At 38.7% G+C, this 21,017-nt stretch carries 18 protein-coding genes; 11 read left to right on the top strand and 7 right to left on the bottom strand.

Going from position 1 to position 21,017, the window contains the following annotated elements; translation table 11 throughout:
• Window positions 1-78: 78 nt before the first annotated feature.
• The 3 genes from PAUR_RS09130 to PAUR_RS09140 all read right to left on the bottom strand — a co-directional run bounded on the left by PAUR_RS09130 (window position 79) and on the right by PAUR_RS09140 (window position 4,612).
• Window positions 79-1,818, bottom strand: a complete 1,740-nt coding sequence (locus PAUR_RS09130) for a carbamoyltransferase family protein (RefSeq protein WP_192507456.1) — start codon at window positions 1,816-1,818, stop codon at window positions 79-81.
• A gap of 90 nt (window positions 1,819-1,908) precedes the next feature.
• Window positions 1,909-3,111: an ACP S-malonyltransferase gene (gene fabD, locus PAUR_RS09135; RefSeq protein WP_225738325.1), complete on the bottom strand. Its 1,203-nt coding sequence runs from the start codon at window positions 3,109-3,111 to the stop codon at window positions 1,909-1,911.
• A gap of 28 nt (window positions 3,112-3,139) precedes the next feature.
• Window positions 3,140-4,612, bottom strand: coding sequence for a PfaD family polyunsaturated fatty acid/polyketide biosynthesis protein (locus tag PAUR_RS09140; protein ID WP_192507457.1), 1,473 nt, complete (start codon window positions 4,610-4,612; stop codon window positions 3,140-3,142).
• Window positions 4,613-5,329: 717 nt separating this feature from the next.
• Here PAUR_RS09140 and PAUR_RS09145 point away from each other — a divergent pair.
• The 5 genes from PAUR_RS09145 to PAUR_RS09165 all read left to right on the top strand — a co-directional run bounded on the left by PAUR_RS09145 (window position 5,330) and on the right by PAUR_RS09165 (window position 9,797).
• Window positions 5,330-5,749: a hypothetical protein gene (locus PAUR_RS09145; protein ID WP_192507458.1), complete on the top strand. Its 420-nt coding sequence runs from the start codon at window positions 5,330-5,332 to the stop codon at window positions 5,747-5,749.
• 229 nt (window positions 5,750-5,978) lie between these two features.
• Window positions 5,979-6,305 (top strand): hypothetical protein, encoded by a 327-nt coding sequence (locus PAUR_RS09150; RefSeq protein WP_192507459.1) that lies wholly within the window; start codon window positions 5,979-5,981, stop codon window positions 6,303-6,305.
• A gap of 456 nt (window positions 6,306-6,761) precedes the next feature.
• On the top strand, window positions 6,762-7,016 hold the full coding sequence (locus PAUR_RS09155; protein ID WP_192507460.1) for a hypothetical protein: 255 nt from the start codon (window positions 6,762-6,764) through the stop codon (window positions 7,014-7,016).
• Between the two features lie 567 nt (window positions 7,017-7,583).
• Window positions 7,584-9,053: a serine hydrolase domain-containing protein gene (locus PAUR_RS09160; RefSeq protein WP_192507461.1), complete on the top strand. Its 1,470-nt coding sequence runs from the start codon at window positions 7,584-7,586 to the stop codon at window positions 9,051-9,053.
• A gap of 249 nt (window positions 9,054-9,302) precedes the next feature.
• Window positions 9,303-9,797, top strand: coding sequence for a hypothetical protein (locus tag PAUR_RS09165; RefSeq protein WP_192507462.1), 495 nt, complete (start codon window positions 9,303-9,305; stop codon window positions 9,795-9,797).
• 224 nt (window positions 9,798-10,021) lie between these two features.
• Here the strand turns inward: PAUR_RS09165 and PAUR_RS09170 are convergent, their stop codons facing one another.
• Window positions 10,022-10,870 carry a LytR/AlgR family response regulator transcription factor gene (locus tag PAUR_RS09170; protein ID WP_192507463.1) on the bottom strand — a complete coding sequence of 283 codons (849 nt, stop codon included), beginning with the start codon at window positions 10,868-10,870 and terminating at the stop codon, window positions 10,022-10,024.
• A gap of 177 nt (window positions 10,871-11,047) precedes the next feature.
• Between PAUR_RS09170 and PAUR_RS09175 the strand changes: the two genes are divergently transcribed.
• Window positions 11,048-12,325, top strand: coding sequence for an acyltransferase family protein (locus PAUR_RS09175; RefSeq protein ID WP_192507464.1), 1,278 nt, complete (start codon window positions 11,048-11,050; stop codon window positions 12,323-12,325).
• Window positions 12,326-12,437: 112 nt separating this feature from the next.
• Here PAUR_RS09175 and PAUR_RS09180 read toward each other — a convergent pair whose 3' ends face one another.
• From PAUR_RS09180 to PAUR_RS09190, 3 genes are all read right to left on the bottom strand, one after another.
• Window positions 12,438-13,106 (bottom strand): glutathione S-transferase N-terminal domain-containing protein, encoded by a 669-nt coding sequence (locus PAUR_RS09180; protein ID WP_192507465.1) that lies wholly within the window; start codon window positions 13,104-13,106, stop codon window positions 12,438-12,440.
• A gap of 1,010 nt (window positions 13,107-14,116) precedes the next feature.
• The gene (locus PAUR_RS09185) at window positions 14,117-14,599 is read right to left on the bottom strand and encodes a MarR family winged helix-turn-helix transcriptional regulator (RefSeq protein ID WP_192507466.1); all 483 of its coding nucleotides are present in this window, start codon (window positions 14,597-14,599) and stop codon (window positions 14,117-14,119) included.
• A 96-nt stretch (window positions 14,600-14,695) separates the two neighbouring features.
• The gene (locus tag PAUR_RS09190) at window positions 14,696-15,139 is read right to left on the bottom strand and encodes a MarR family winged helix-turn-helix transcriptional regulator (protein WP_192507467.1); all 444 of its coding nucleotides are present in this window, start codon (window positions 15,137-15,139) and stop codon (window positions 14,696-14,698) included.
• Window positions 15,140-15,232: 93 nt separating this feature from the next.
• Here PAUR_RS09190 and PAUR_RS09195 point away from each other — a divergent pair, with 93 nt between their 5' ends.
• From PAUR_RS09195 to PAUR_RS09215, 5 genes are all read left to right on the top strand, one after another.
• Window positions 15,233-15,676 (top strand): hypothetical protein, encoded by a 444-nt coding sequence (locus tag PAUR_RS09195; protein ID WP_192507468.1) that lies wholly within the window; start codon window positions 15,233-15,235, stop codon window positions 15,674-15,676.
• 8 nt (window positions 15,677-15,684) lie between these two features.
• Window positions 15,685-16,023, top strand: a complete 339-nt coding sequence (locus PAUR_RS09200) for a c-type cytochrome (RefSeq protein ID WP_192507469.1) — start codon at window positions 15,685-15,687, stop codon at window positions 16,021-16,023.
• Complete coding sequence (locus tag PAUR_RS09205) at window positions 16,020-16,550, top strand: cytochrome b (RefSeq protein WP_192507470.1); 531 nt, start codon at window positions 16,020-16,022, stop codon at window positions 16,548-16,550. Before PAUR_RS09200 ends, PAUR_RS09205 begins: the two co-directional genes overlap by 4 nt.
• A 264-nt stretch (window positions 16,551-16,814) precedes the next feature.
• Entirely contained in the window at window positions 16,815-17,939 is a 1,125-nt protein-coding gene (locus tag PAUR_RS09210; RefSeq protein ID WP_192507471.1) for an efflux RND transporter periplasmic adaptor subunit, read from the top strand.
• A complete protein-coding gene (locus tag PAUR_RS09215; RefSeq protein ID WP_192507472.1) occupies window positions 17,936-20,995 on the top strand; it encodes an efflux RND transporter permease subunit in 3,060 nt (1,019 codons plus the stop codon). Before PAUR_RS09210 ends, PAUR_RS09215 begins: the two co-directional genes overlap by 4 nt.
• Window positions 20,996-21,017: the final 22 nt, after the last annotated feature.

A 21,017-nucleotide genomic window follows, 5' to 3' on the forward strand; every position in this document is an offset into this window, starting at 1 on the left:
CAGCTAAAATAGCGATGCGCTGCGGATACGAGCCCCAAAACCGACTGCAATAACAGGCGGTTTGGAGATAACAGCGCATTATTTTTCGTAAATGGTGTTGTTGATCACAAGAATATCGATGCCCGACATCAAAAATACAGCAAGCATGTCTTCAACTGAGTGAACAATGGGTTTTCCCATAATGTTAAAGCTGGTGTTCAGGACTACGGGTACCCCAGTGATTTGTCTGAAATTTTCGATTAAGTTGTAATAAGGTTCATTCCACTGCTTTTTAACACTTTGCAAGCGGCCGGTGTTATCAACATGAACCACAGCAGGCACTTTACTTCGCACAGCTTCTTTAAATACCAAAGTACGTTCCATATAAGGCGACTCTTGATAATTCTCAAAGTATTCTTCGCCATATTCATGCAAAATTGAGGGGGCAAATGGCCTAAACTCTTCTCTGAATTTAACGCGAGCATTGATAATATCTTTCATGTCAGTTAAACATGGGTTGGCTAAGATAGAGCGGTTACCTAAAGAGCGGGGACCAAATTCAGCGCGTCCTTGTGCCCAACCAATAATTTTACCTTCAGCTAAGAACTCTGCAGTTTTTTTATAGACATCATCACCGTGGTCTGTCACTTTTAAATGACTATATTGCGCAAGTTTATCGAGTGACTTTTGCTTGATAACACAGCCAGTATAGGGAGATTGGATTGTTGTTTCAGGCTGCCACTGGGGGTGATCTTGTTGATAACTCAAAAGGGCTGCACCAATGGCATTGCCATTATCGGCAGGTGCTGAGGGCACATAAATATTATCAAATTTGGACTGTTCTAACGCGGTGCCCATAAAGGATGAGTTTAATGCGCAGCCGCCAGCAATGGTGAGGTTTTTCGATGGGGCGTGCTCGTATATAGCGTTAATGAGATCCATAAAGATTTCACTGAATACCAATTGGCCTGTATAGGCAAAGTCTTTGTACTGCTCAACCGATTCTCCCGGCGCGCGCGCCATGCTTTTAATTTCTTGCATGATGGCATTCAGGTTTTTGGGCACTGCGAAGTTCCCGTTTTTAACTTGTAACGACGAACGTAGCAAGTTATATACTGTGTCATCTTTTTTACCGTATGGCGCAAGCCCCATAACTTTCCACTCTTCTCCTTTGAGCGGATCAAATCCGAGGTTTTCACAAATAATGGTGTAAAACAATCCTAAGCTTTTAAACGAGCGCTTTACTTTGATGGGCGCAGGGGTAATAACGCCATTTTTATAGGTGAAGTAATCAATACTACTTTTTTCCCCCATGCCATCAACAATTAAGCAAGATGCTTCACTGAACGGGCTATTAAAGCAGGCATTTGCTGCATGGGTTAAGTGATGATCGAAGTAGCGTATGTCAGTTGCGGGCTTTTTTCGATAATTACCGACGATGAAGTTTCGACAAGACGCTTCAAAAAACCGAGACAAAGTACGACCCGCAGCAGCATGAGAGGCTCTGGCAAAATAAAATTGATCCTTAATGTCTCTGGTATTTACATCAATATTAAATGAGAAGGTTTCTAATACGCTCAATAAAATGTTTTCAAGGATATTGGTGCTTTTCGCTCGACCTTTACTCCATGTTTTTGCAATCACCAGCTCAGTACAGTCAGCGCAGTATTGTTTGAGTATTTCTTCTATGTAATAGGGGTTATCGGGCAGACAATATAAACCTCTTTTATATTGTAAGAATCGCTCTGCATCTTCAGCAAAAACTACGTTGCCGTGGGCATCAACAATTGCCAGTGCAGGATCATGGAATGATGTTGCTAAACCAATATAATATTTCATTGTATCTACCAAAGTATTTTAAGTGTTTGTTTCAATTTAAAAATGAGTGTCATCTTTAAGTTGCTGCTCTATTATTAAGCGCGAGTAAATTTAAATGCATTGCAGCTCGTCAAGGGCAAAGTAGCCATTAAAGTTGTGCAAATACACAACGGCTCTTTGGCCAAAAATAAGCGTGGCCTGTGAGCGTGTTGTCATAATAGGGTTTGTCATTGAAGTGACGTGCGTAATACTGCGAACTTGCGTGCCAATAGGGTGATGTAAATTCCAGTTCTCAACGTGTTGCTGTGGGCTTAACTTGGGCGGCTCTGCCTTTGCAAGCATGGTTTCAGTTTGACGCTGTTCGGCTGGTATAGGCGTGTTAATCGGGCTGACATGTAGTTTCGTCGTTAGTAGATTAGTACCTAGGCGTGTTGAATGCCTATCTGTATCTTGCTCGCTATTTTGCGCTATATCTTGCGTGATGTTTTGTACTAACTTTGTGAGTACTTTTTTTGGTCCAAGCTCTTTAAATTGCATGTTACCTTGTGCGTACAAGTATTGGATGCTTTGGGTCCATTTTACTGGCTGGGTCATTTGTGCAATCAAATGGTGCTTTATATCATCGGGTTGATAAGGTAAGCCTGTAACGTTGGCAATCACAGGCGTCTGTATTGCTTTAAAAACAGTATTATTAATGACCTTTGCAAATTGTTGTTGGGCATCTGCCATGTAACGAGAATGAAAGGCGCCACTGGTATTGAGTGGAATAAAGCGCCCACCTTGTTGTTCAATTATGGCTTGGCTGTGCGCAATGTTTTTAGCCAACCCAGAGATCACAATTTGCTCACGCGAGTTAAAGTTTGCAATATCGATGCTGCGTAACTGTGGGTGTTCAAGGCAGCTTTGGAGGGTTGTTTCATCGATATTTAAAATTGCCGCCATTGCACCTTGTGGTGCATTACTCATGAGTTCCCCTCGTTTTATAACCAGCTTTAAGGCGTCTTCAAAGCTTAAAGCGCCAGATGCATAAAGGGCATTAAACTCTCCCAAGCTGTGACCCGCTAAAAAATCAGCTGACTGTCCAGATTGTTTTATTTGCTGATGATAGGCGAGGGCATTAACGACAAATAGGGCCGGTTGTGTGTATTGGGTGTTATTGAGCTGTTTATGTGTATCGTTAAGACAAAGCTGCTCAACGGAATAGCCTAATAGCTTATCAGCAAGGTTTATGAGCTCTGGGAATTGCGCAAAAAGCGTTTTACCCATACCAACATATTGAGAGCCTTGACCCGGAAATAAATAGGTGTTCATCATTGAAAAAGGCCTTGTTTTACTGCTGAGCCTATATGGCACTGGGTTTACTAAAAGCAACGAGTTGCTGTGTTTTGATACTGAGTAATTCAGCCGTTTCTTGCATGAGTTTATTGGCAATATCGGCCACGTGGCGATTTTGCCAACGCTCAAGTTTTGAGCCTTTTACCCATTGATTAAAAGCACCGAGTGCAGGGCCCGTATGTACTTGAAAGTTCACTTTGTCTTGTGTGGTGCCCGAAAAGGCCAGCTTCATACTGTAAGAGAAGTACCAACGGAATATTCGCGCCATTTTGTATTTGGCATCTGTTTGCGCTTTAATGATGTCATCGGCTCTGTCAGTTTGAGTTAAATATTGTTCAACTTCTTGCCACACCTCGTCGAAGCTTTTTTTAAAAAACTTCTCTTGTAGTTGGGTTTGTATCGTCGTTGGCAGTGCATTAATGGAGTCGTACTTTTGATACAACTGAAAAAGTTTATTTGCACGGGCCGGAAAAAACACCCCTTTTTTAAGCACTTGTACTTTTGAACCTAACTCGAACATATCTCCTGCAGGTGCGTAGTCAGTGTCTTGTACATTGATGCCTTGCAGCATATCTTTAACTACATCAGACGTTGCGGCTTCAACGGTGCATTGGTTTATCGAGCCCGTCATTATAAAATCAGCGCCCATGATAAACGCCGCAGCGGCTGAAGTTGGTGTGCCTATACCGCCAGCCAAGCCAATACGCGGAGCGTGCGCAAAGGGCTGCGCTGATACGAGGCTATCACGTAGACTTTGAATTGCAGGGAGCAAAACACTGGGCTGGCCTTGGTCGGTATGCCCACCGGAGTCGGCTTCAACACAGATATCGTCGCACATTAAAATAGACTGGCTCATTTTGGCTTGTTCAGGCGTTATTTGGCCACGTCTGAGCAGCTGTTCAATGATACGCAGTGGAGCAGGTTGTAAAAATGCATTGGCCACCTCAGGACGAGAAACTTTAGCAATGATTTTATAGTGTGATGCGACTTGATTATCTGTATCTCGATATAAACCGCTCACGCGATACAGCACTAACGCGGGTGTCATAGATATAAAAGCAGCGGCTTCTATACATGGTACTGCGTACTTCAAATACAGTGACACTAAGGCCATTTCGTGCGCTGGGTCATTCAGGTTGCACACTAAATTTAACCCATAAGCTTGCCCTGTTGCTAGGGCGTGCTGTATGTGCAGAAGGTCATTTTCAATCTGATCTAAGCTACAGCCACCGGTGCCTAAAAAACCCATTAATCCAGCATTTGCCATCGCAACAACCAGCTCTTTGGAAGCAATACCGCGATACATTGCCCCTGACAAATACGCATATTTTAATCCGTAGGCCTGCCTAAATTCATATGAGCCTAAACTATCAGGTGTGATACAAAACTCTTGAGATAGGTGTGGCAAAGGCGCATTGGTACTGATATCGGGCACCTCTGAATTTGAAATCGGGGCTACTCTATTTACGCCTGTCTGCATGCGAACTCTACGTGTGATCTGTGTAATTACGCGCAATAGTGAAATACAAATATGGAAAGATTGTGGAGAAATGAAGAGCTGAATTTTTAAGGTCGCGTAATGTAGTGCTATTCAACATTAAGTATTTATATAACAGTGGCTTAGTTTTTTTGTAAATTCAATATATCAGTATCCACCTTAGGTAATTATGAAATGTTTATGTCAATGTGAACAGACGTCAGCAGTTACTGTCGTGCTTAGTGATTGTCAGTAAAGCTTTTTGATGTTTTTGATACAGGTTGGGTTATTTATAATGTAAAGCGCCTATGATGCTGAAATGCTGTGTAATATTTTTGGCCAATAGGAGTCGTCATTTTAGCTGAAGAGGCAATAGAATTAGCGCGAGCTAGCAGCAGAGCTTGATTTATCAAATCAAAATGTGAACCCACTTAAGTGTTCGGGTCAGAAAAGCATATGTGCTGTGAAAATACCATTGATAAAGCCGTGATAATTAGCTCTAATGGCAGGATTAAAAACACTGAGTAATACAGGGATAGCTTAAAAACGATAGGCAAACCGAGAAAATAGGTTTGATAGCACTTTCGCCACTAACGAATAGCAAATTCCCATAGCATAAATTGCACTAACTCTGGCTTACTAAGCAGGGAGCGGCTCAGTCCAACAAGCGATTATGCAGCAAAAAAACGTGCAACATAAATACTAAAGAGTTAGCTGTAAATGAATAAATTAAAACGTTTTGCGTACATTATCGAATTTATGATTGGGTTTGCACCATCACTATTGTTATTAATTTTATGTGTTGTATTTAGCCCAGTAATTTTTGTAGGCTTATTTTCTGGTGAACTAACAGTTCTCTTGTATACTACATTAGTTTTATTTGGCTTGTGTGGGTTCTGGGGAGCAATAAGTTTATTAGTTTTAACTTTGCACCCAGAGCAGGAGAATACTAAACCTAAAAGGCTAAAAGTTTATGTTGCATTAGGTGTAATATCTTCAGCCATTGTAAGTTATTCAGTTGGCGGTACAAATATATACTTATTGCCTTTTATAATTGCTCCATTATTTGTAACGTTGCATTTAGTTTATGTTCAAAGGCGTTACTTGGCGGGTAGTACTGCAAATACATATGAGCCTTAACTCTATCAATAGGCACTAATGTTCTTTATGACCGTTTTTATACAATGATGGCTAACTCTAAATCAATAGACGAGTAAGATGGAGCAGTCACAAATTTATTGCATAATAGGGTGGCGTTACATTGCAATGTTGAGCGTATAATTATGTGCCTGTCCCATTACTGTGCAGTACAAACAATGTGCTGCATAAATACTAAATAGTTATATTTCAAAAAGGATCTGGTGAAGCATTGCAATACGAAGAAAGTGTAGATTCAAAAGGCGTTGGTTATGGGTTAATTATTGTAGGCGCTATTTGTATGTTATTGCCATTTGGATGGCTGAGCTACCTAGGGAGTAAAGACGGGCTTAGTTTCTATGGCATTGTTGAAAAGACAATTCATAATTTCCCAGCATTAATGCTTGTAGCTTTAATTTATTCCTTATTTTTTCTATTCGCAGGTTACCTTTTCACTCAAGCTTATCGTGAAATTCAAGCAAATGGGGACTGGATAGCTAGGGTTGAAAATAACGAAGTATTATTCATATCACCAAGCGAAAAATTAGAAAAAACTTAGCATTCTCAGTTGGGGATATTTCTTCCATCGAAAAAAAGATAGAGGATGTAGGTGACAACGATAAATCCATAACTTGGACTTTCTTTTTAAATCATGAAATATAACTCTTAAATACTTTGGTATCTTGGATATCGACGCTCTAGTAGGCTTTTATAATTAAAAACTACGATATTAAGTTACAGGTTCGTAGCTTTGATGTTCGTGGTAATGAAATATAACACATATGAACCTTCTCGGGTCAAGTAAGCATAACGATTCTTTTTAGTTGCTTTTAAGCAGCTAATTTGTATCAGGAGTATGAAGTATGATGAGACAGTCACAAAATTCTTGCATAATAGGGTGGCGTTACATTGCAATGTTGAGCGTATAATTATGTGCCTTCCTCATTTTAGTCCCTTGTGATATGGCTTTAAACTAGTTATAATACGTATAAAAATTTGTTATATCAGGGAGAATATGAATAAAGAATTTTTTCTTTTGGTTGTACTCACCATGATTTATATATGTATATTAATTTCGATGACAAAAAGGGTTGTTAATGAAGTTGAAATTAATCTGTTAGATAAAATTTTCATAGTCGCGGTTTGCTGGTTAATTCCTTTCGTTGGCCTTTTTGTAGCAAAACTTAGCTTGCCTTCTAAATCAATATATTTAGGCGATAAAAATAGGCCTAAAGTACCTCAAGATTACACAAGTAACGGAGATAGCTGAGGTAACGTATAACAATCGTGTTAACTAGGGAACTAAAAGTTTGCTTTCCTTCCTAAGTCAATTTTTAGCAATGCAGTATTAGTTGGATAACCGTCCTTAAGCTCTCGATTCTTATCATGTCTCATATATACATTCAATAAACGAGATTTAAAGTGGTCTGCTCTATATAAAGTCTTGAGTCAGGATTTTGATGTTTACATATAGTAAGATGGGACAGTCACAAATTTCTTGCATATATAGTGTAACTACACCCAAGCCCGTTTTTTGTACAATTCTTATAATGAATCAGTAGCGCTATGCATTCGTAGGTTAATCAAATCATACTAATATGGGCAGCTCTGTTGACTAGAGTTGGCCGGAACGAGCATGAGATGCGGCAATTATTAATGTTCCAGTAAATTCGTAAATCAATTAAAAGGTTTAAAATACAGGTGGCCCTGTAACTGGCTTTTAATATTGGGTAGTAATGGTGTAATAGGGGGTAATAGAAAATATTGAGCACAACGCTTAATATTTTATGGTCATCACATTGACTTAAATTAACTATGCACCTTTAAGGAAAGAAAAATGAACTGGCCTTATCAAAAACCATTAAGCGTTATAAGTTTGTGTTGTATATGTTTGCTTCTGAGTGCGTGTTTTAAAGATAGCGTGGCGAAAGACAACACCATTACGCAACAACAAATTGAGAAATTTAACATTATAGTGAATGAGTACTGCGACAAAAACAAACAGTTATTTTTCGGCAGTATATATGTGGCTTCCGGTGAAAGCGAGGTGTATAAGGCTAACTGTGGACCACAAAACATTCAAAAAGAGGTGCAATTCAATACGTCTAACTCTAAATATCGCATTGGTTCAAATACCAAGGCGTTTACGGCAGCCATTTTGTTAAAAATGCTCGCTCACGAAGATCTCAAAACCAAGACCATTGGCGACTATTTACCTTGGTATCCTAATAACGAATGTAAGAAAGTGTCACTGCACAATTTGTTGAGTATGTCGTCAGGTATTGACGATTACAGTAATAATCCTGAGGTATTTTTAAACTGGGGTTGGCGACCCTACTTGGGTAATGCAAGTTTAGATTTAAATGGCCCTGAAGCGTTTGCGAATGGTTTTTGCACCTGCACAGAGCAAGGAGATAAACCCAGTTTTACACCAGGTTCTAAATTTACCTACAGTAACTGTAACTACTACCTAATCGGCAATATTATCGAACAGATAACAGCAGGTAAACAAGGTGAAATTGACCCGAGTTACTACTTTGGGAATATCGTAAAAGAGAAAATATTAGATACGCTATCTATGCATGACAGCGGAACATTTAACGCCATTGGCATCTATGAGAACATGACAAACGGCTATGTCTATAAAGAAAACCCATACTTGCCATGTACGACGGGCCGTTTACCTCCAACAGGAGGGCCTGCACCTTATGGAAATATTTTTCTAAATCCGTACAGCAACCCTTTGGTGCTTTATTCAGCAGGAGATATGTATTCTACAGTCAAAGATATGCATAAGTGGGATCAAGGGCTATATGGCGATAAAATTTTAAATGCCGAGCAAAAGGACAGGGCGTTTGCCCCTTATCAAAGAACCGAAAATAAGAACGAATGCGAATACTTTGGTTACGGTTGGTTTGTTACTTATATCAATCCCAGTGAGTATGGGATGGTGGCTGATTGTCCAGATACCCCCACAGATTTCGATAATCGAATGAAGAAATCGGACGAATTGAAAAAATATGAGAAATTTTTACAGTACTCAGGTAATTATCCTTATTCATGGGTGACCAGCTTTTCAAGACTGCTAGAGCGTGACCAATCCGTGATGGTGTTTAGTAATTATAATAAAGCTGGTTATGAATCAGATTGTATAGCGGAAGAGATCCGCAATATTATTTTTTATAACGACAAACATCGAACCGAACAATGTCAGCAAATCTTAGATAATAGCGAAGCATTGAAAAAAAAAGTTGAGAGCGTAAGAAAGCTTAATTGGGAAGAATGCAGAGGTACTACTTCTGAGTAGCAAGGTGACTGAGTTTCGAGTGAAATGGGACAGGCATAAAATGTTTGCATGTCCCTTTTATTTACATTGCCAATATTATCAATTCCATGAATATTAAACACTAATGTGGTATTCTTGATTAAAGATAAGGAAGCCCATGGTTTTAATTAACGACATGTGGACTCTCATCAATTGAAGCTTATTATCAACTTCACTATGGCACATTGACGCCGAGTGGGGAGTTCTCATCATTCGTTATGTGGATATGCAATGGTACAGTTTGCTATATTATTAATTTGTCTTTTTGCTAACTTTAAATCGCATGCTCTTGCTGGTAAATGGGATTTTAGTTATCAAAACTCATATTGCTCTATGACGCTGGTCGATTCATTTTATACCGATGATAAAGCGTTGTTTAGTTACGCCGTTATATTCAAATTTATCTCGAAAAGTCATCCTAATGCGGATGAATTATTAACTAATAACCCAATATTAGAAATAGAACCGTATCTTTTAACAAAAAATCATAAGCGTTTAGGGGCGAAAAATCTATTTGTTAATGGCGCTCAGTTAAATGCAGCTTTATCTAACAATAACTTTTATGGGATTGACGTTATGGTTTTCTTGAGGACGTTATTATCATCTGAAGCTGTTATTGGCGTAGCTGAGTTTTCTAATGGCACTGAAATACCATGGACTTTTAATACAAATGAACTACAGATAAATAGCGAGTTCTATAAAGTGTGTGTCGAAAAATCCACTTAAGAGACTATGGCGTCAATAGCTAATTTTAAACTTTTGGCGCTTCCCACATAACACCGTCTCTGAACATCGAATTTAGGATTACCATCATCTTCTTGATACACGCAATAGAGTAACGAGTGAAATGGGACAGGCGTAAAATGTTTGCATGTCCTTTTTATTTTACATCCTTGTTTTGCTGGTTATGTGGATAGAAGTCAAATAAACAACATCGAGCTCATCGATTATTAAAGCTTTAGTTGCGCTTTAAACTGTTCTTTATAGCGACGTGAAAGGGAAAGACCTTTACCTGTATGCAGTTGTATTTCACTGTCTCCACTGGGTAGAGAGGTAATAGAGTCAATGGCATCAAGACGTACTGCGTATGAGCGATGGATACGGCAAAACCCTTGCGGTGCTAATTGAGCGCTAAGCTGTGTTAATGTTGCTCGCAAAGGGTAAATACGTGCCCCTATATGCAAATTAACATAATTACCTGATGATTCGAGCCAATCAACTTCATTTACTTTAACAATGAATTCTTTCCCAAGCTTTTTGACAAGTAAGCGATCATATTGTGGCGTGGTAGGTTCTTCGCCTTCTAGAATAGGTGCTGCTTCTCCACAGAGTTGCGAGATGATGTAGTTGTAGGCTTTAATAACAAAAATGAGGAAGATGAACCCCCATAAATCTTTACGGTATTCGTAAATTAGTTCAAACCATAAAACACCAAAGTCATAATATCTATCTTGTGCAAAGTAAATTAATTTACGCAGCATAACCATAATGAATACATGCGCTAGGCTAAATAGAACCGATGCCAGAAAGTAGCGCAATACAGATGAATATATTCTCTGCCAGTTAAATGGAAAAGTTTTTAGTAACCATACAATTGCAGGTAACACAGCTAATGTACTTACTGCGCTTGAGTATTCCCACACAAAGGGTTCCCACCAACTAAATGACAAACTCGACTCCCTCTGAGCCTCCATAATATTTGATGTAGCGTTAATGGTATTATTGATAAAAATATACCCGCAGAGAAGGAGCCACATATAGCGTTCTTGATAGTTTTGTATGTGATTGAGGCTTGGCATAAATTCACTTTTAAAAACAGGAGGTATTGAGCATATCAAGGAGTGGGTACATTACCAACTATCTTATCCCTGTATGCCACCGTTTATCCCTACTTATTGTTTTATAAGCACTCTATGGTTTATATAATTCAGCGATTGTTGATACTGAAGGTCCGTTTAATTGATAAAAAGTACGTCATGAAAAGACTGTTTAGTCGTGTGGTAAAGAAGTTGTTTCATCCTTGGTTGGCGATATTTGATGTTGAGCATGCGTTTTCTACTCGACGCTACGATTTGGATTGGCTACGTATATTGGCATTTATTTCTTTAATATTTTATCACTCAGGCATGGTGTATAGCCTAAATTGGCCGTTTCACTACAAAAGTGCTTATTTAACGGAGCACGTTGAATATGTGATGCTGATTTTTTCACCCTGGAGAATGGCGCTTATTTGGTTTATTTCAGGGGTTGCACTCAGGTATTTGGTTGCAAAATACTCGTTAAGACATTTCGTTGTTACGCGTACAGTGAAGATACTCTTGCCGTTACTCGTTGGAGTATGGCTTGTCGTACCCGTGCAGCTTTATGCTCAAATGAGCCAAGAAGTTGGGTTGAAAATAACGTTTAGTGATTTTGTTGTACAATTTATCGACTTATCTAGTCCGATATTTAAAGACTATCAAGCCGGTATATGGCCTCATGTAGATGTAAACCACCTCTGGTATTTAAGATCATTATGGCAATTTACACTGTTACTTTTAGTGCTATTACCGTTTTTACATAGTCTCCGTTTGTCACGGTTAATTTCGTCTGTTTTTGAGCAATCACACTGTGTATTATTTTTATGTTTGATATGCCCAATATGGTTATTGAAATTCTATAGTGAAAGTGAGTATTTTCGTTACGGGCTAGGGTTTGTATTTTTACTGTATGGATATATGCTCGCCAGGCAATCAAGTTTATTTCAATGCTTGAAACACCATTGGCAGTCTTTGTTGCTGATTTTTATTGCTGGCTATCTTCTGATATTGATTGGATATGTTCAAATATGGAAAAACCCAGTGGCGGAACAGTGGCAAATAGAAGTGCTGAATCTAGTTTATGTGACGCAAGGGCTGATAGGGGTCAGTTTAATGCTGGCATTAGCTGGGCGTTTTTTGAATCACAATCATCGTTTTTTACCTATTTTGAATAAAGCGGTATTTCCATTTTATATATTGCATCAGAGTGTTGTCATTGCGTTAGCCTTTTGGATAACGCCTTGGCAACTCGGTGCAGCATTAGAAGCTTTGGTTATTATTGGCGGTACGTTTGCTGTGTGTACAGCGCTATTCTCAGTAATTTATCGCTTTGATGCGCTGCGACCTCTTTTCGGTGTGAGTGTGAAACACCAATATACTTACGCACAGCGTTGTTGGGGATATGGAATAGGCTGCGTTATTATCAGCCCGCTTGCTTTAACTCTTATTTTATAAGGAAAACAGTCATAGAGTGATGTATCGTTACGATAACATCACTTGTAGAAATAGGATGCGTAGTGCAGTGCCACTGCACTACGAGCCTTTATAGATGTGAGCATTGTTGGTGCTAGTCATTTATGTCGTAGATTTTTTTCAAAGAAAGAAACCATGATTGGACGGCGGGGCTAAAGTCAGACATTTGAAATGTGTTACTTGTAGACAATAGCCATTGTAAAGTGCCAAATACAATAAAGTCTGAATACAGGGGGGTAGTCCCGCCGAGGAACTCAAATTTATCGAGGTATTTATCAAGCACAGTCAGCTTGGCCAGCAAAGTTATTTTGGCAGTATCTCCGTCCTTGGATTGAATTTCCGCTAGCGTATCACCGAAAAATGCTTCACGTGATGTTTTAAAATATGGTTTATCTTTTTCTTGTAAATGATCGTAGATATCAGCAATTGCAATTTTAGCAATGTCTGAATGTAACGCGTTTGCCCATCCTTCGATGAATGTTGAAAAAGCGCAAAGCTCTTTCGAGTTAAATAGTAAAGGCTGAGTTGGGTAAGTGGCATCTAAGTATTCGGCGATTTTATAAGAGTCACTGATTGCAGTGTCGTTATCGAGCAGAACAGGCACCGTTTTGAAATTGCCGTTAGGTATCGTTTTGATGTCGATAAAGGCCGTCTTTTCACTAGAAAAACGCACTTTTTTATGGAGTAAAGCTAAGCGAATTCGCCAACAGTAAGGACTAAAAATAAGGTTGTTGTTGCCCGTCAGTTCATAAAGTTTGATCATTATTGTTCTCCGAAATGAATCTGTGAATTTTTACAGAGTGATTTTCATAGCTTGGTTTATAGTACTGTATTTATTTGAATATCAGGAATATATTATTGCCGCTTAGGTTTTGTTCTCGCTTCTTTTTTTGGCGCAGCTAATGATGTTAGGAAAAATAAGGTGAAGGATGTGGAGTAGGCATGAAATACCGTAGTTTCACGACTGTGTTTTTACCTTAAATCGACGATCTTGATATTGTGTAATTTAGATGTAATAGAAAACCTTAAGTACGACGGCTAATATTTTCATGATAATTACATTGATTTAAATAAGCTTTTAAGTGAAAAAGTCGTGATTTAGTAGCGTAGAACAGACTTCAATGCCTAACGCTGATAGATTGAAGTCATTTAGTACGTTCAATGCTCCGAAATGATGCCCATACCTAAATGCATCACTCATAAAACCCATTGCTCAAAATTCATTGTTAATTTAGATTATATCCACTTTTTCGCGTCTTCAATATTTTTAAAGAAACCCTTTTCTATATTTATGTTATTGAAGATTAAGTTTGTAGTGTCTATTTGTATGCTACTAATTGCAACATATGCGACTTTTTCACACCCATGCTTCTGACTCCAAAGGAAAAAATACCTCGTATCTTCTATTGCTTCCAGTGTCAGAAGCGTATGTTTTTCCAAAAAGATAATTAAGCTCCACTTACTAGGTGATTGTTCGTTAATAAGTGATTGGACATTATTGTGAACAAGCTTAACTCCTTCTCTATTGAAACTACCTGCCAATTCTAAAATTAAGACATTGTTTTCAATTCTGATTTTGGAGCAACCGTGGGGTGAATACTGCATATTATGCAAATTAATGTGATCTCATTTTGCTATTAAGTCTATCAGGTAAACAAAAAATGCCAAACTCAGTACACAAAGTTGCACTTTATTTCATATGGGGAGTAAAGATACTCTACTAGGCTATGTTTAAGATATAGATTGTAAACCTTCATTTTAAGCTATTGTTATTTATTCCAATTTTAAAGTGAGTTCTCGTAACAAGGTGGAAGCGCTGTTTAATTCAGTCTCCGACATTCCGCGAGCAATATCATTTACCCAAAGGCTTTGCTTTTTCATTGCTTGTGTAAAAGCGTCAGTTCCATCATTTGTAAGTGAATATAGCTTTGCTTTTTTATTATTCGGATTATCAAGACCGACTAATAGCCCTTCATCTGCTAAATCATTGGCTAATCTTTGAACTGACTGCCTTGATTGCCCCATTTTTCTAGCTATACCGGAAACAGTTAAAGATGTTTCTGAAGAAGATAGCGCACCTAATACTTTCCATCGAGCGCTGGTTAATCCAAGTTCTTTTACAAGTTTATCGCCTTCTTGGACTAATAATCCATTTAGCTTAAAAATATCTAGTATTATGTTAGTTAGCAAGGCCCCTTCTGATGTGTGATTCATTGCGATACTCAATCTTAATTTCTTTGTTAAATTTATTTCCATAATACCTTTTTGATTATATTAGGAATAGTTCTAACAGTTAATTTTTTCATATATTGAATTAGAACTATGTAAAGTCCCACAAATGCTTGTGAGACTTTAATTACCAGCGAAATGCTGCGAAAGTTTTTTCATTGCTGACAAAGTTGAATATAATTCGCTTTTCGTTAAAGCTTCAGCTCCCGCAGCAGCCCAAGGGAGCTGTTTATTCCATAGTTGCCGATATATTGTTTCGCCTTTGTTAGTGAGTATTACGAGCTTCGATCGCTTATGCTTGGGGTTGTCAGTCACGGTGAGCAACAGATCCTTTTTCATGACATCTACAAGCCGCTGAGTTGCTTGGCGCGACTGGCCAATAATTCGAGCGATTTCAGAAACTGTTAGAGTATGCGCTGCTTGCGCGGTAGCCCCTAGCACTTTCCACCTTGCACTGCTTAGCCCGAATTCGCCTGCCATGATATCTCCCTCAGTATTAAGCATCCCGCTGACTTTAAAAATCTCTAAAACTATTTGAGCAAAAGCATCTTCCGGTGATTCGTTCATAAATTAATATTTACAACGCATGTTGACAGCATGTTGTCACCATACTAATCTTGACATTGTGTTGTCAAGTTTTGGTTTTGTAGTGGAGAAAAAATGATACATAAATTACATCGAATAGCTGCGGTTACTGCTTTTATATGCGTGGTGACTTTTTTTGTCTCAACCGTGAGCGCCGAAGTTTTTGGGTCTAAAGAGTTAATAATTTTAGTGAAATCTTTGGTTGTTTTCCCCGGGCTTTTTATTTTAGTGCCATGTATAGCAACCACGGGGGCAACAGGGGCTGCATTATCAAAAACAAAAAAAGGGCGAGTAGTTGATGGAAAGAAAAAGCGCATGCCATTTATTGCAATAAATGGGGTTTTTGTATTGGTGCCAGCGGCGATGTTCTTAAACTACAAAGCGGCAGCTGGAGCATTTGATACAACTTTTGTTGCGATTCAAATCATCGAACTGATTGTTGGCGCAGTAAATGGAGCTCTCATGTTTTTAAATATTAGAGATGGCAAAAAACTAACAGGTAAAAAGAAAGGGAGCTAATGTTTCACATGCGGTATAAAACAACAAATATAAGTATATTGATTTTTCTTTTGTTCTCATCTTTTTGTTATGCACAAGGTGAAAATAACACCTTTAACAAGGTTTGTAGTTCATGTCACAACGGTGGGATTAAGGGGTTTATATCAGGTGCGCCCAGCATCGAAGACAAACAACTTTGGTTGGAGTATCTAGAAAAACATTCTATTGATGAAATAAAGCAGATTGTGCTCGAAGGCTCTGAAGAGCACAAGGTTAAAGGGGGCTGCAAAAAGTGTTCTAACGCAGAAATCATTGGTGCTATCAATTATATGCTTCGTCGTGTTAGCAGTGAACAGGAGAAACCATGAAACCCTACTCAAACTTACTTGTGTTGCTTCATTGGATATTGGTGCCAAGTATACTAATAGCACTATTTATGGGAAATGATATTGCATCACTGTCAAACGATTTAGAATTAAAGGTTGATCGGATCAAAGTTCATACTGCGGCTGGAGTTTTTATTGGCGCATTATTTGTGATTCGGCTCATAGTGAGAATGACATCAACTTCTATAGGGGCGTTAAAAGAGAATGAAAGTAGTCTCTTAATACATAAGCTAGCTTCTCTTACTCATCGGACATTGTATCTATTAGTTTTTTTGATTGTGTTGTCGGGGATCGGAATGTCAATACAAATTGACATGTTTGAAATTATGCGGCTTGGCGAAACACTTCCTGAAAATTTATCTGAACTACCTGCTAGGCGAATACATGGGGTGTTAACGTTGCTATTAACCGCACTAGTCGTATTTCATATATTCGCTGCACTCTATCACCATTTTGTTTTGAAAAATGGCAATTTATCGAGAATGTGGTTCTACAAACGTAAAGAATAAGCGTCACGCAAGACAAAACAGCGTTATCCAACTTCCACATTGACTAAAAATAAAGAAGAAGACAATGCTTGAAATTAAACCTCTGGATGAAAGCGTTTCATTAATGGAGTTGTTAGCAACCGAGCAATCTTCAGCGGCCGCTTCTCCACACTTATTTGAAACGGTGGTCGTCGCCACCCAGTGAACGGGTACCTTGGCAACTTTACAGAGCAATTAGATAGGTCAGTTCATGCCTCATAAATTAGCTTCTTATAGGAGATAAAAATGCTAAAAAAATCAAAGTTCATAAAATCATTTTCACTATTGAGTTTATCTATACTATTGACCGCTTGCCACCCTTCAGCTAAAGAGGAAGTCGAGTCAATCCGTCCAATCAAAGCAATGAAAATAGGCTCTGCAAAACATATAGCAGACAAAAAATTTCCAGGGGTAGCACGCGCAACACAGGAGGTTGATTTATCGTTTAGAGTATCAGGTACTTTGAACGATATACCTGTAAAAATAGGGCAAGAGGTACGTATAGGCGATGTATTAGCTGTACTAGACAAAAGAGATTTTGAAGTGGAGTTGGCGAATGCTGAAGCAGGATTAGCTAATACCAAAGCGCAATTAAGTAACGCGAAAATAGAATATGAAAGGGTCATCAGAATCCAAGAAACAGACGCAGGTGCCGTGAGTAAATCCACAATAGATGCTCGAAAAGCAACATATGACCAAGCTAAAGCCTCATATGCATCTTCTACGTCTTTATTAAATGCAGCTAAAGATAGACTAAGCTATGCCACATTAAAAGCGCCATTTGATGGGGTAGTTGTTCAAAGGTACGCAGACAACTTTCAGGATATTAGTAGTAATTCTTCAGTTATTAGAATAGTGGATATATCTAAAATTGAAATGGATATAAACATACCCGAAAATTTAATATCAAATTTGCCCTACGTAAAAAACTCACGTGTCCGGTTCGATTCTTTTCCTGATTTAGTAATACCAGCGACAATTAAAGAAGTCAGTAATGAGGCGTCTCAATCAACTCGTACTTATAAAGTAAGGCTGCAAATGACGCCACCTGATGGAGTCGATATTTTGCCAGGGATGTCAGGCTACGCTACAGGAGACGTTGCACGGCCGGAACAAGATACTTTTCAAGTTGTGGTACCACTGTCTTCAATATTTAGCTCTTCCGATTCAAAAACGACTTTCGTTTGGCTATATGACATTGAAATGCAAACCGTCAAAAAGCACCCAGTTAAAAAAGGCACGCTTCTAGATCAAGGGATAGTAATTATTGATGGGTTAAAAGCTGGTGACTGGATAGCAACCGCGGGTGTGAATTACTTAAAAGAAGGTCAAAAAGTTCGTTTACTTGACAATCAAGGGACTAAAATATGAACCTAGCTGAATTTATGATGAAAAACAAAGTGGTTGCATTATTTAGTACGGTTTTGTTAACACTTGCAGGGCTATTTAGCTTCTTTAATTTAGGGCAATTAGAAGACCCTGAATTTACTATAAAAAATGCGTTAGTAATGACTTCTTATTATGGCGCTACTTCAACAGAAGTAGAGCAAGAAATCACAGACCGCATTGAAAATGCGATACAAGAGATGCCAGAAGTTAACTCCCTTCATTCTCGTTCAACTTCAGGGCTTTCACTAATAACGGTGGAAATAAAAGGTGAATATTGGTCTGATAGATTGCCTCAAGTTTGGGATAAGTTACGAAGAAAAGTTGGGGATATTCAGGAAGAGTTGCCTAAAGGAGCCGGTACCTCGAAGGTTATCGATGATTTCGGTGCAGTATACGGTCTAATGTTAGGAGTCGTAGGAGATGGTTACAATTATTCTGAAATGTACAAGTATGTAAAAATCTTGCAGAAAGAGATAGGTTTATTAGAGGGCGTGGCAAGGGTTGGTCTTTGGGGAGAGCAAAAACCTGCCATTTATATTGATATTTCAGAGAATAAACTTGCTAGCTTAGGGTTTTCAGGTGCCTCAGTAAACAGCCTTCTAAGTAACCAGAATAAAGTGATTGACGCAGGCCATGTTGAGTTAGATAGCTATCGCTTAAGTGTCAGGCTATCAGGAAGTTTTAAATCTCCCGATGACATAGGCGACTTATTAATACATGCTCAATCAAGAAACAATGCTAGTGAGTTCATCAGGGTCAGTGATATAGGAACCATTAGCGAAGGTTATATTGAGCCAGAAAGTGAGCTTATGCGTTTAAATGGTGAACCCGCAATTGTGCTATCAATCTCGCCTCAAGAAGGGACCAATGTTGTAGAGTTGGGTAAACGGGTAGCTGCTAAACTGAATGAAATTAACATGAGGTTACCTATTGGTATAGAAGCAATTCCTATTCATTGGCAGCCTGAAGTGGTTGATGAATCTGTAAATAATTTTTTGATTAATTTTGTCCAAGCAGTGGGCATTGTGTTAATTGTTTTGACACTTGCTATGGGTTGGAAAATGGGGGTAGTTATTGGTACTGCGCTTACGCTAACCATCCTTGGTACCTTTATTTTTATGGCTTTGTTTGGAATAGATCTACACAGAATGTCTTTAGGCGCTCTTATTATTGCTTTAGGAATGATGGTGGATAACGCTATTGTTGTGGCAGAAGGGTATGTGGTAAAAATAGAAAAAGGCATTGAAAGAGAAAAAGCAGCAATTGATGCAGCAAAAGGTCCTTCATTCGCGTTATTAGGGGCCACGATTATTGCTGTTATGGCTTTTTACCCTATATTCGCCTCAATGGAGGGGGCAGGAGAATACTGCCGAGCGTTATTTATTGTGGTCGCAATATCACTCACAGTAAGCTGGTTTGTGTCTTTGACGATAACCCCTTTACAATGTATGTATATGCTAAAACCTGAAGCACAGCCAAGTAACTCAGAAGGAAAGCTGCTTTCTGGGTTTCGAAAAACACTAGAGTTTTCATTGAAAAATCGAGTTTTTACAATAGTAAGTATGATTGTACTTTTGGCTGTAGCACTTGGTACCTTTGGCAATGTTAAGCAAATATTTTTCCCAAGCTCTTCAATGACAAAGTTTATGGTTGATTACTGGGCTCCAGAAGGCACGAAGATTCAATCAACTTCGAAAGGAATTAAACCGATCGAACAGTATTTATTGCAAGATGCTCGTATTAAAACTGTCTCTACATTCATAGGTCAAGGCTCACCAAGGTTTTATTTGCCAGTAGACCCTGAAAAGCCAAACTCTTCTTACGGCCAGCTTATTATTAATGTATCTGAACTAGATGATTTAGCATCAGTCGTTAATGATCTTCAGTTATGGATGGATCAGAATGTACCAAATGCCATGACAAGAATTAGAAAATATACAGTGGGTCCAGCACTAACATGGGAATTTGAAGCGAGATTTATTGGTCCAGCAGATGCGGACCCTGCAGTACTGCGAGATTTAGCGGAGCAAGGTATGAAAATTCTTAATGACTCTCCTTTAGCTAAAGAAGTATCAACAGATTGGCGGCAACAAGTTATCGACCTTGTACCCGAGTACAATCAAGTCAAAGGGCGAAGAACGGGTGTTTCACGTTTAGACATAGCGACCACTACTAAGCGTTTTTATGATGGCTATACAGTAGGGGGATATCGTAGGGATGATGAATTGTTGCCTATCATAGTTCGAGAAAATGCAGTGGAAAGAAACATTAATAACCTCGATAATTTACAGGTTGAACCGTTAAATCAATCCTATTCCGTGCCTTTAGGGCAAGTGACCGATGCTATCAAAGCAGAATGGGTAAACCCCGTTGTCTGGCGTTATAACCGTCATAGAGCCATTACGGTTCAAGCAACGCCTGTAGGAGTGACCGTTTCGACATTAAGAAACACTGTCTTAGAGGATTTTAATAAAATTGAATTACCTGAAGGGTATAGACTTGAATGGTTTGGCGAATTCAAAAGTACTGTTGACTCTCAAAAATCACTAATACCCGGTGTAGTTCCTGCATTGGCACTTATTTTATTTATTTTAGTGGCTCTTTTTAACCAAGTACGACCCATGATAATTATTATTTTGTTAATACCTTTTGTAATGATTGGTGTTTCTTTCGGGCTTCAAGTCAGTGGGGCTGCTTTTGGATTTGTTGCTTTATTGGGTGTGATGAGTTTATCGGGAATGATGATAAAGAATGCCATTGTACTTATAGATCAAATAAATATTGAGAAAGGCGAAGGAAAGTCTACACAAAAGGCAATTATCGATGCTGCCATTTCACGCATACGTCCGGTATTTCTAGCGGCTGCTACAACTGTACTAGGAGTCATTCCGTTGGCTCCAGATTTGTTTTGGCAAGGGTTGTCTATCGCGATTATAGCGGGCTTGTCATTTGGTACTGTATTAACAATGATTTTATTGCCGGTTTTATATTCGCTATTTTATAAAGTCAAAATGACTTGGCCCTCGACACATTGTTAACGGACTACTGAGACTTAACAGA

The sequence above is a fragment of the Pseudoalteromonas aurantia 208 genome (assembly GCF_014858725.1).
In the GTDB taxonomy this organism is placed as follows: domain Bacteria; phylum Pseudomonadota; class Gammaproteobacteria; order Enterobacterales; family Alteromonadaceae; genus Pseudoalteromonas; species Pseudoalteromonas aurantia.

Coding starts and splice junctions, on each gene's coding strand:
- PAUR_RS09130 (WP_192507456.1), bottom strand. CDS start 1,818: ATGAAATATTATATTGGTTTAGCAACATCATTCCATGATCCTGCACTG.
- fabD (WP_225738325.1), bottom strand. CDS start 3,111: ATGATGAACACCTATTTATTTCCGGGTCAAGGCTCTCAATATGTTGGT.
- PAUR_RS09140 (WP_192507457.1), bottom strand. CDS start 4,612: ATGCAGACAGGCGTAAATAGAGTAGCCCCGATTTCAAATTCAGAGGTG.
- PAUR_RS09145 (WP_192507458.1), top strand. CDS start 5,330: ATGAATAAATTAAAACGTTTTGCGTACATTATCGAATTTATGATTGGG.
- PAUR_RS09155 (WP_192507460.1), top strand. CDS start 6,762: ATGAATAAAGAATTTTTTCTTTTGGTTGTACTCACCATGATTTATATA.
- PAUR_RS09160 (WP_192507461.1), top strand. CDS start 7,584: ATGAACTGGCCTTATCAAAAACCATTAAGCGTTATAAGTTTGTGTTGT.
- PAUR_RS09165 (WP_192507462.1), top strand. CDS start 9,303: ATGGTACAGTTTGCTATATTATTAATTTGTCTTTTTGCTAACTTTAAA.
- PAUR_RS09170 (WP_192507463.1), bottom strand. CDS start 10,870: ATGCCAAGCCTCAATCACATACAAAACTATCAAGAACGCTATATGTGG.
- PAUR_RS09175 (WP_192507464.1), top strand. CDS start 11,048: ATGAAAAGACTGTTTAGTCGTGTGGTAAAGAAGTTGTTTCATCCTTGG.
- PAUR_RS09180 (WP_192507465.1), bottom strand. CDS start 13,106: ATGATCAAACTTTATGAACTGACGGGCAACAACAACCTTATTTTTAGT.
- PAUR_RS09185 (WP_192507466.1), bottom strand. CDS start 14,599: ATGGAAATAAATTTAACAAAGAAATTAAGATTGAGTATCGCAATGAAT.
- PAUR_RS09190 (WP_192507467.1), bottom strand. CDS start 15,139: ATGAACGAATCACCGGAAGATGCTTTTGCTCAAATAGTTTTAGAGATT.
- PAUR_RS09195 (WP_192507468.1), top strand. CDS start 15,233: ATGATACATAAATTACATCGAATAGCTGCGGTTACTGCTTTTATATGC.
- PAUR_RS09200 (WP_192507469.1), top strand. CDS start 15,685: ATGCGGTATAAAACAACAAATATAAGTATATTGATTTTTCTTTTGTTC.
- PAUR_RS09205 (WP_192507470.1), top strand. CDS start 16,020: ATGAAACCCTACTCAAACTTACTTGTGTTGCTTCATTGGATATTGGTG.
- PAUR_RS09210 (WP_192507471.1), top strand. CDS start 16,815: ATGCTAAAAAAATCAAAGTTCATAAAATCATTTTCACTATTGAGTTTA.
- PAUR_RS09215 (WP_192507472.1), top strand. CDS start 17,936: ATGAACCTAGCTGAATTTATGATGAAAAACAAAGTGGTTGCATTATTT.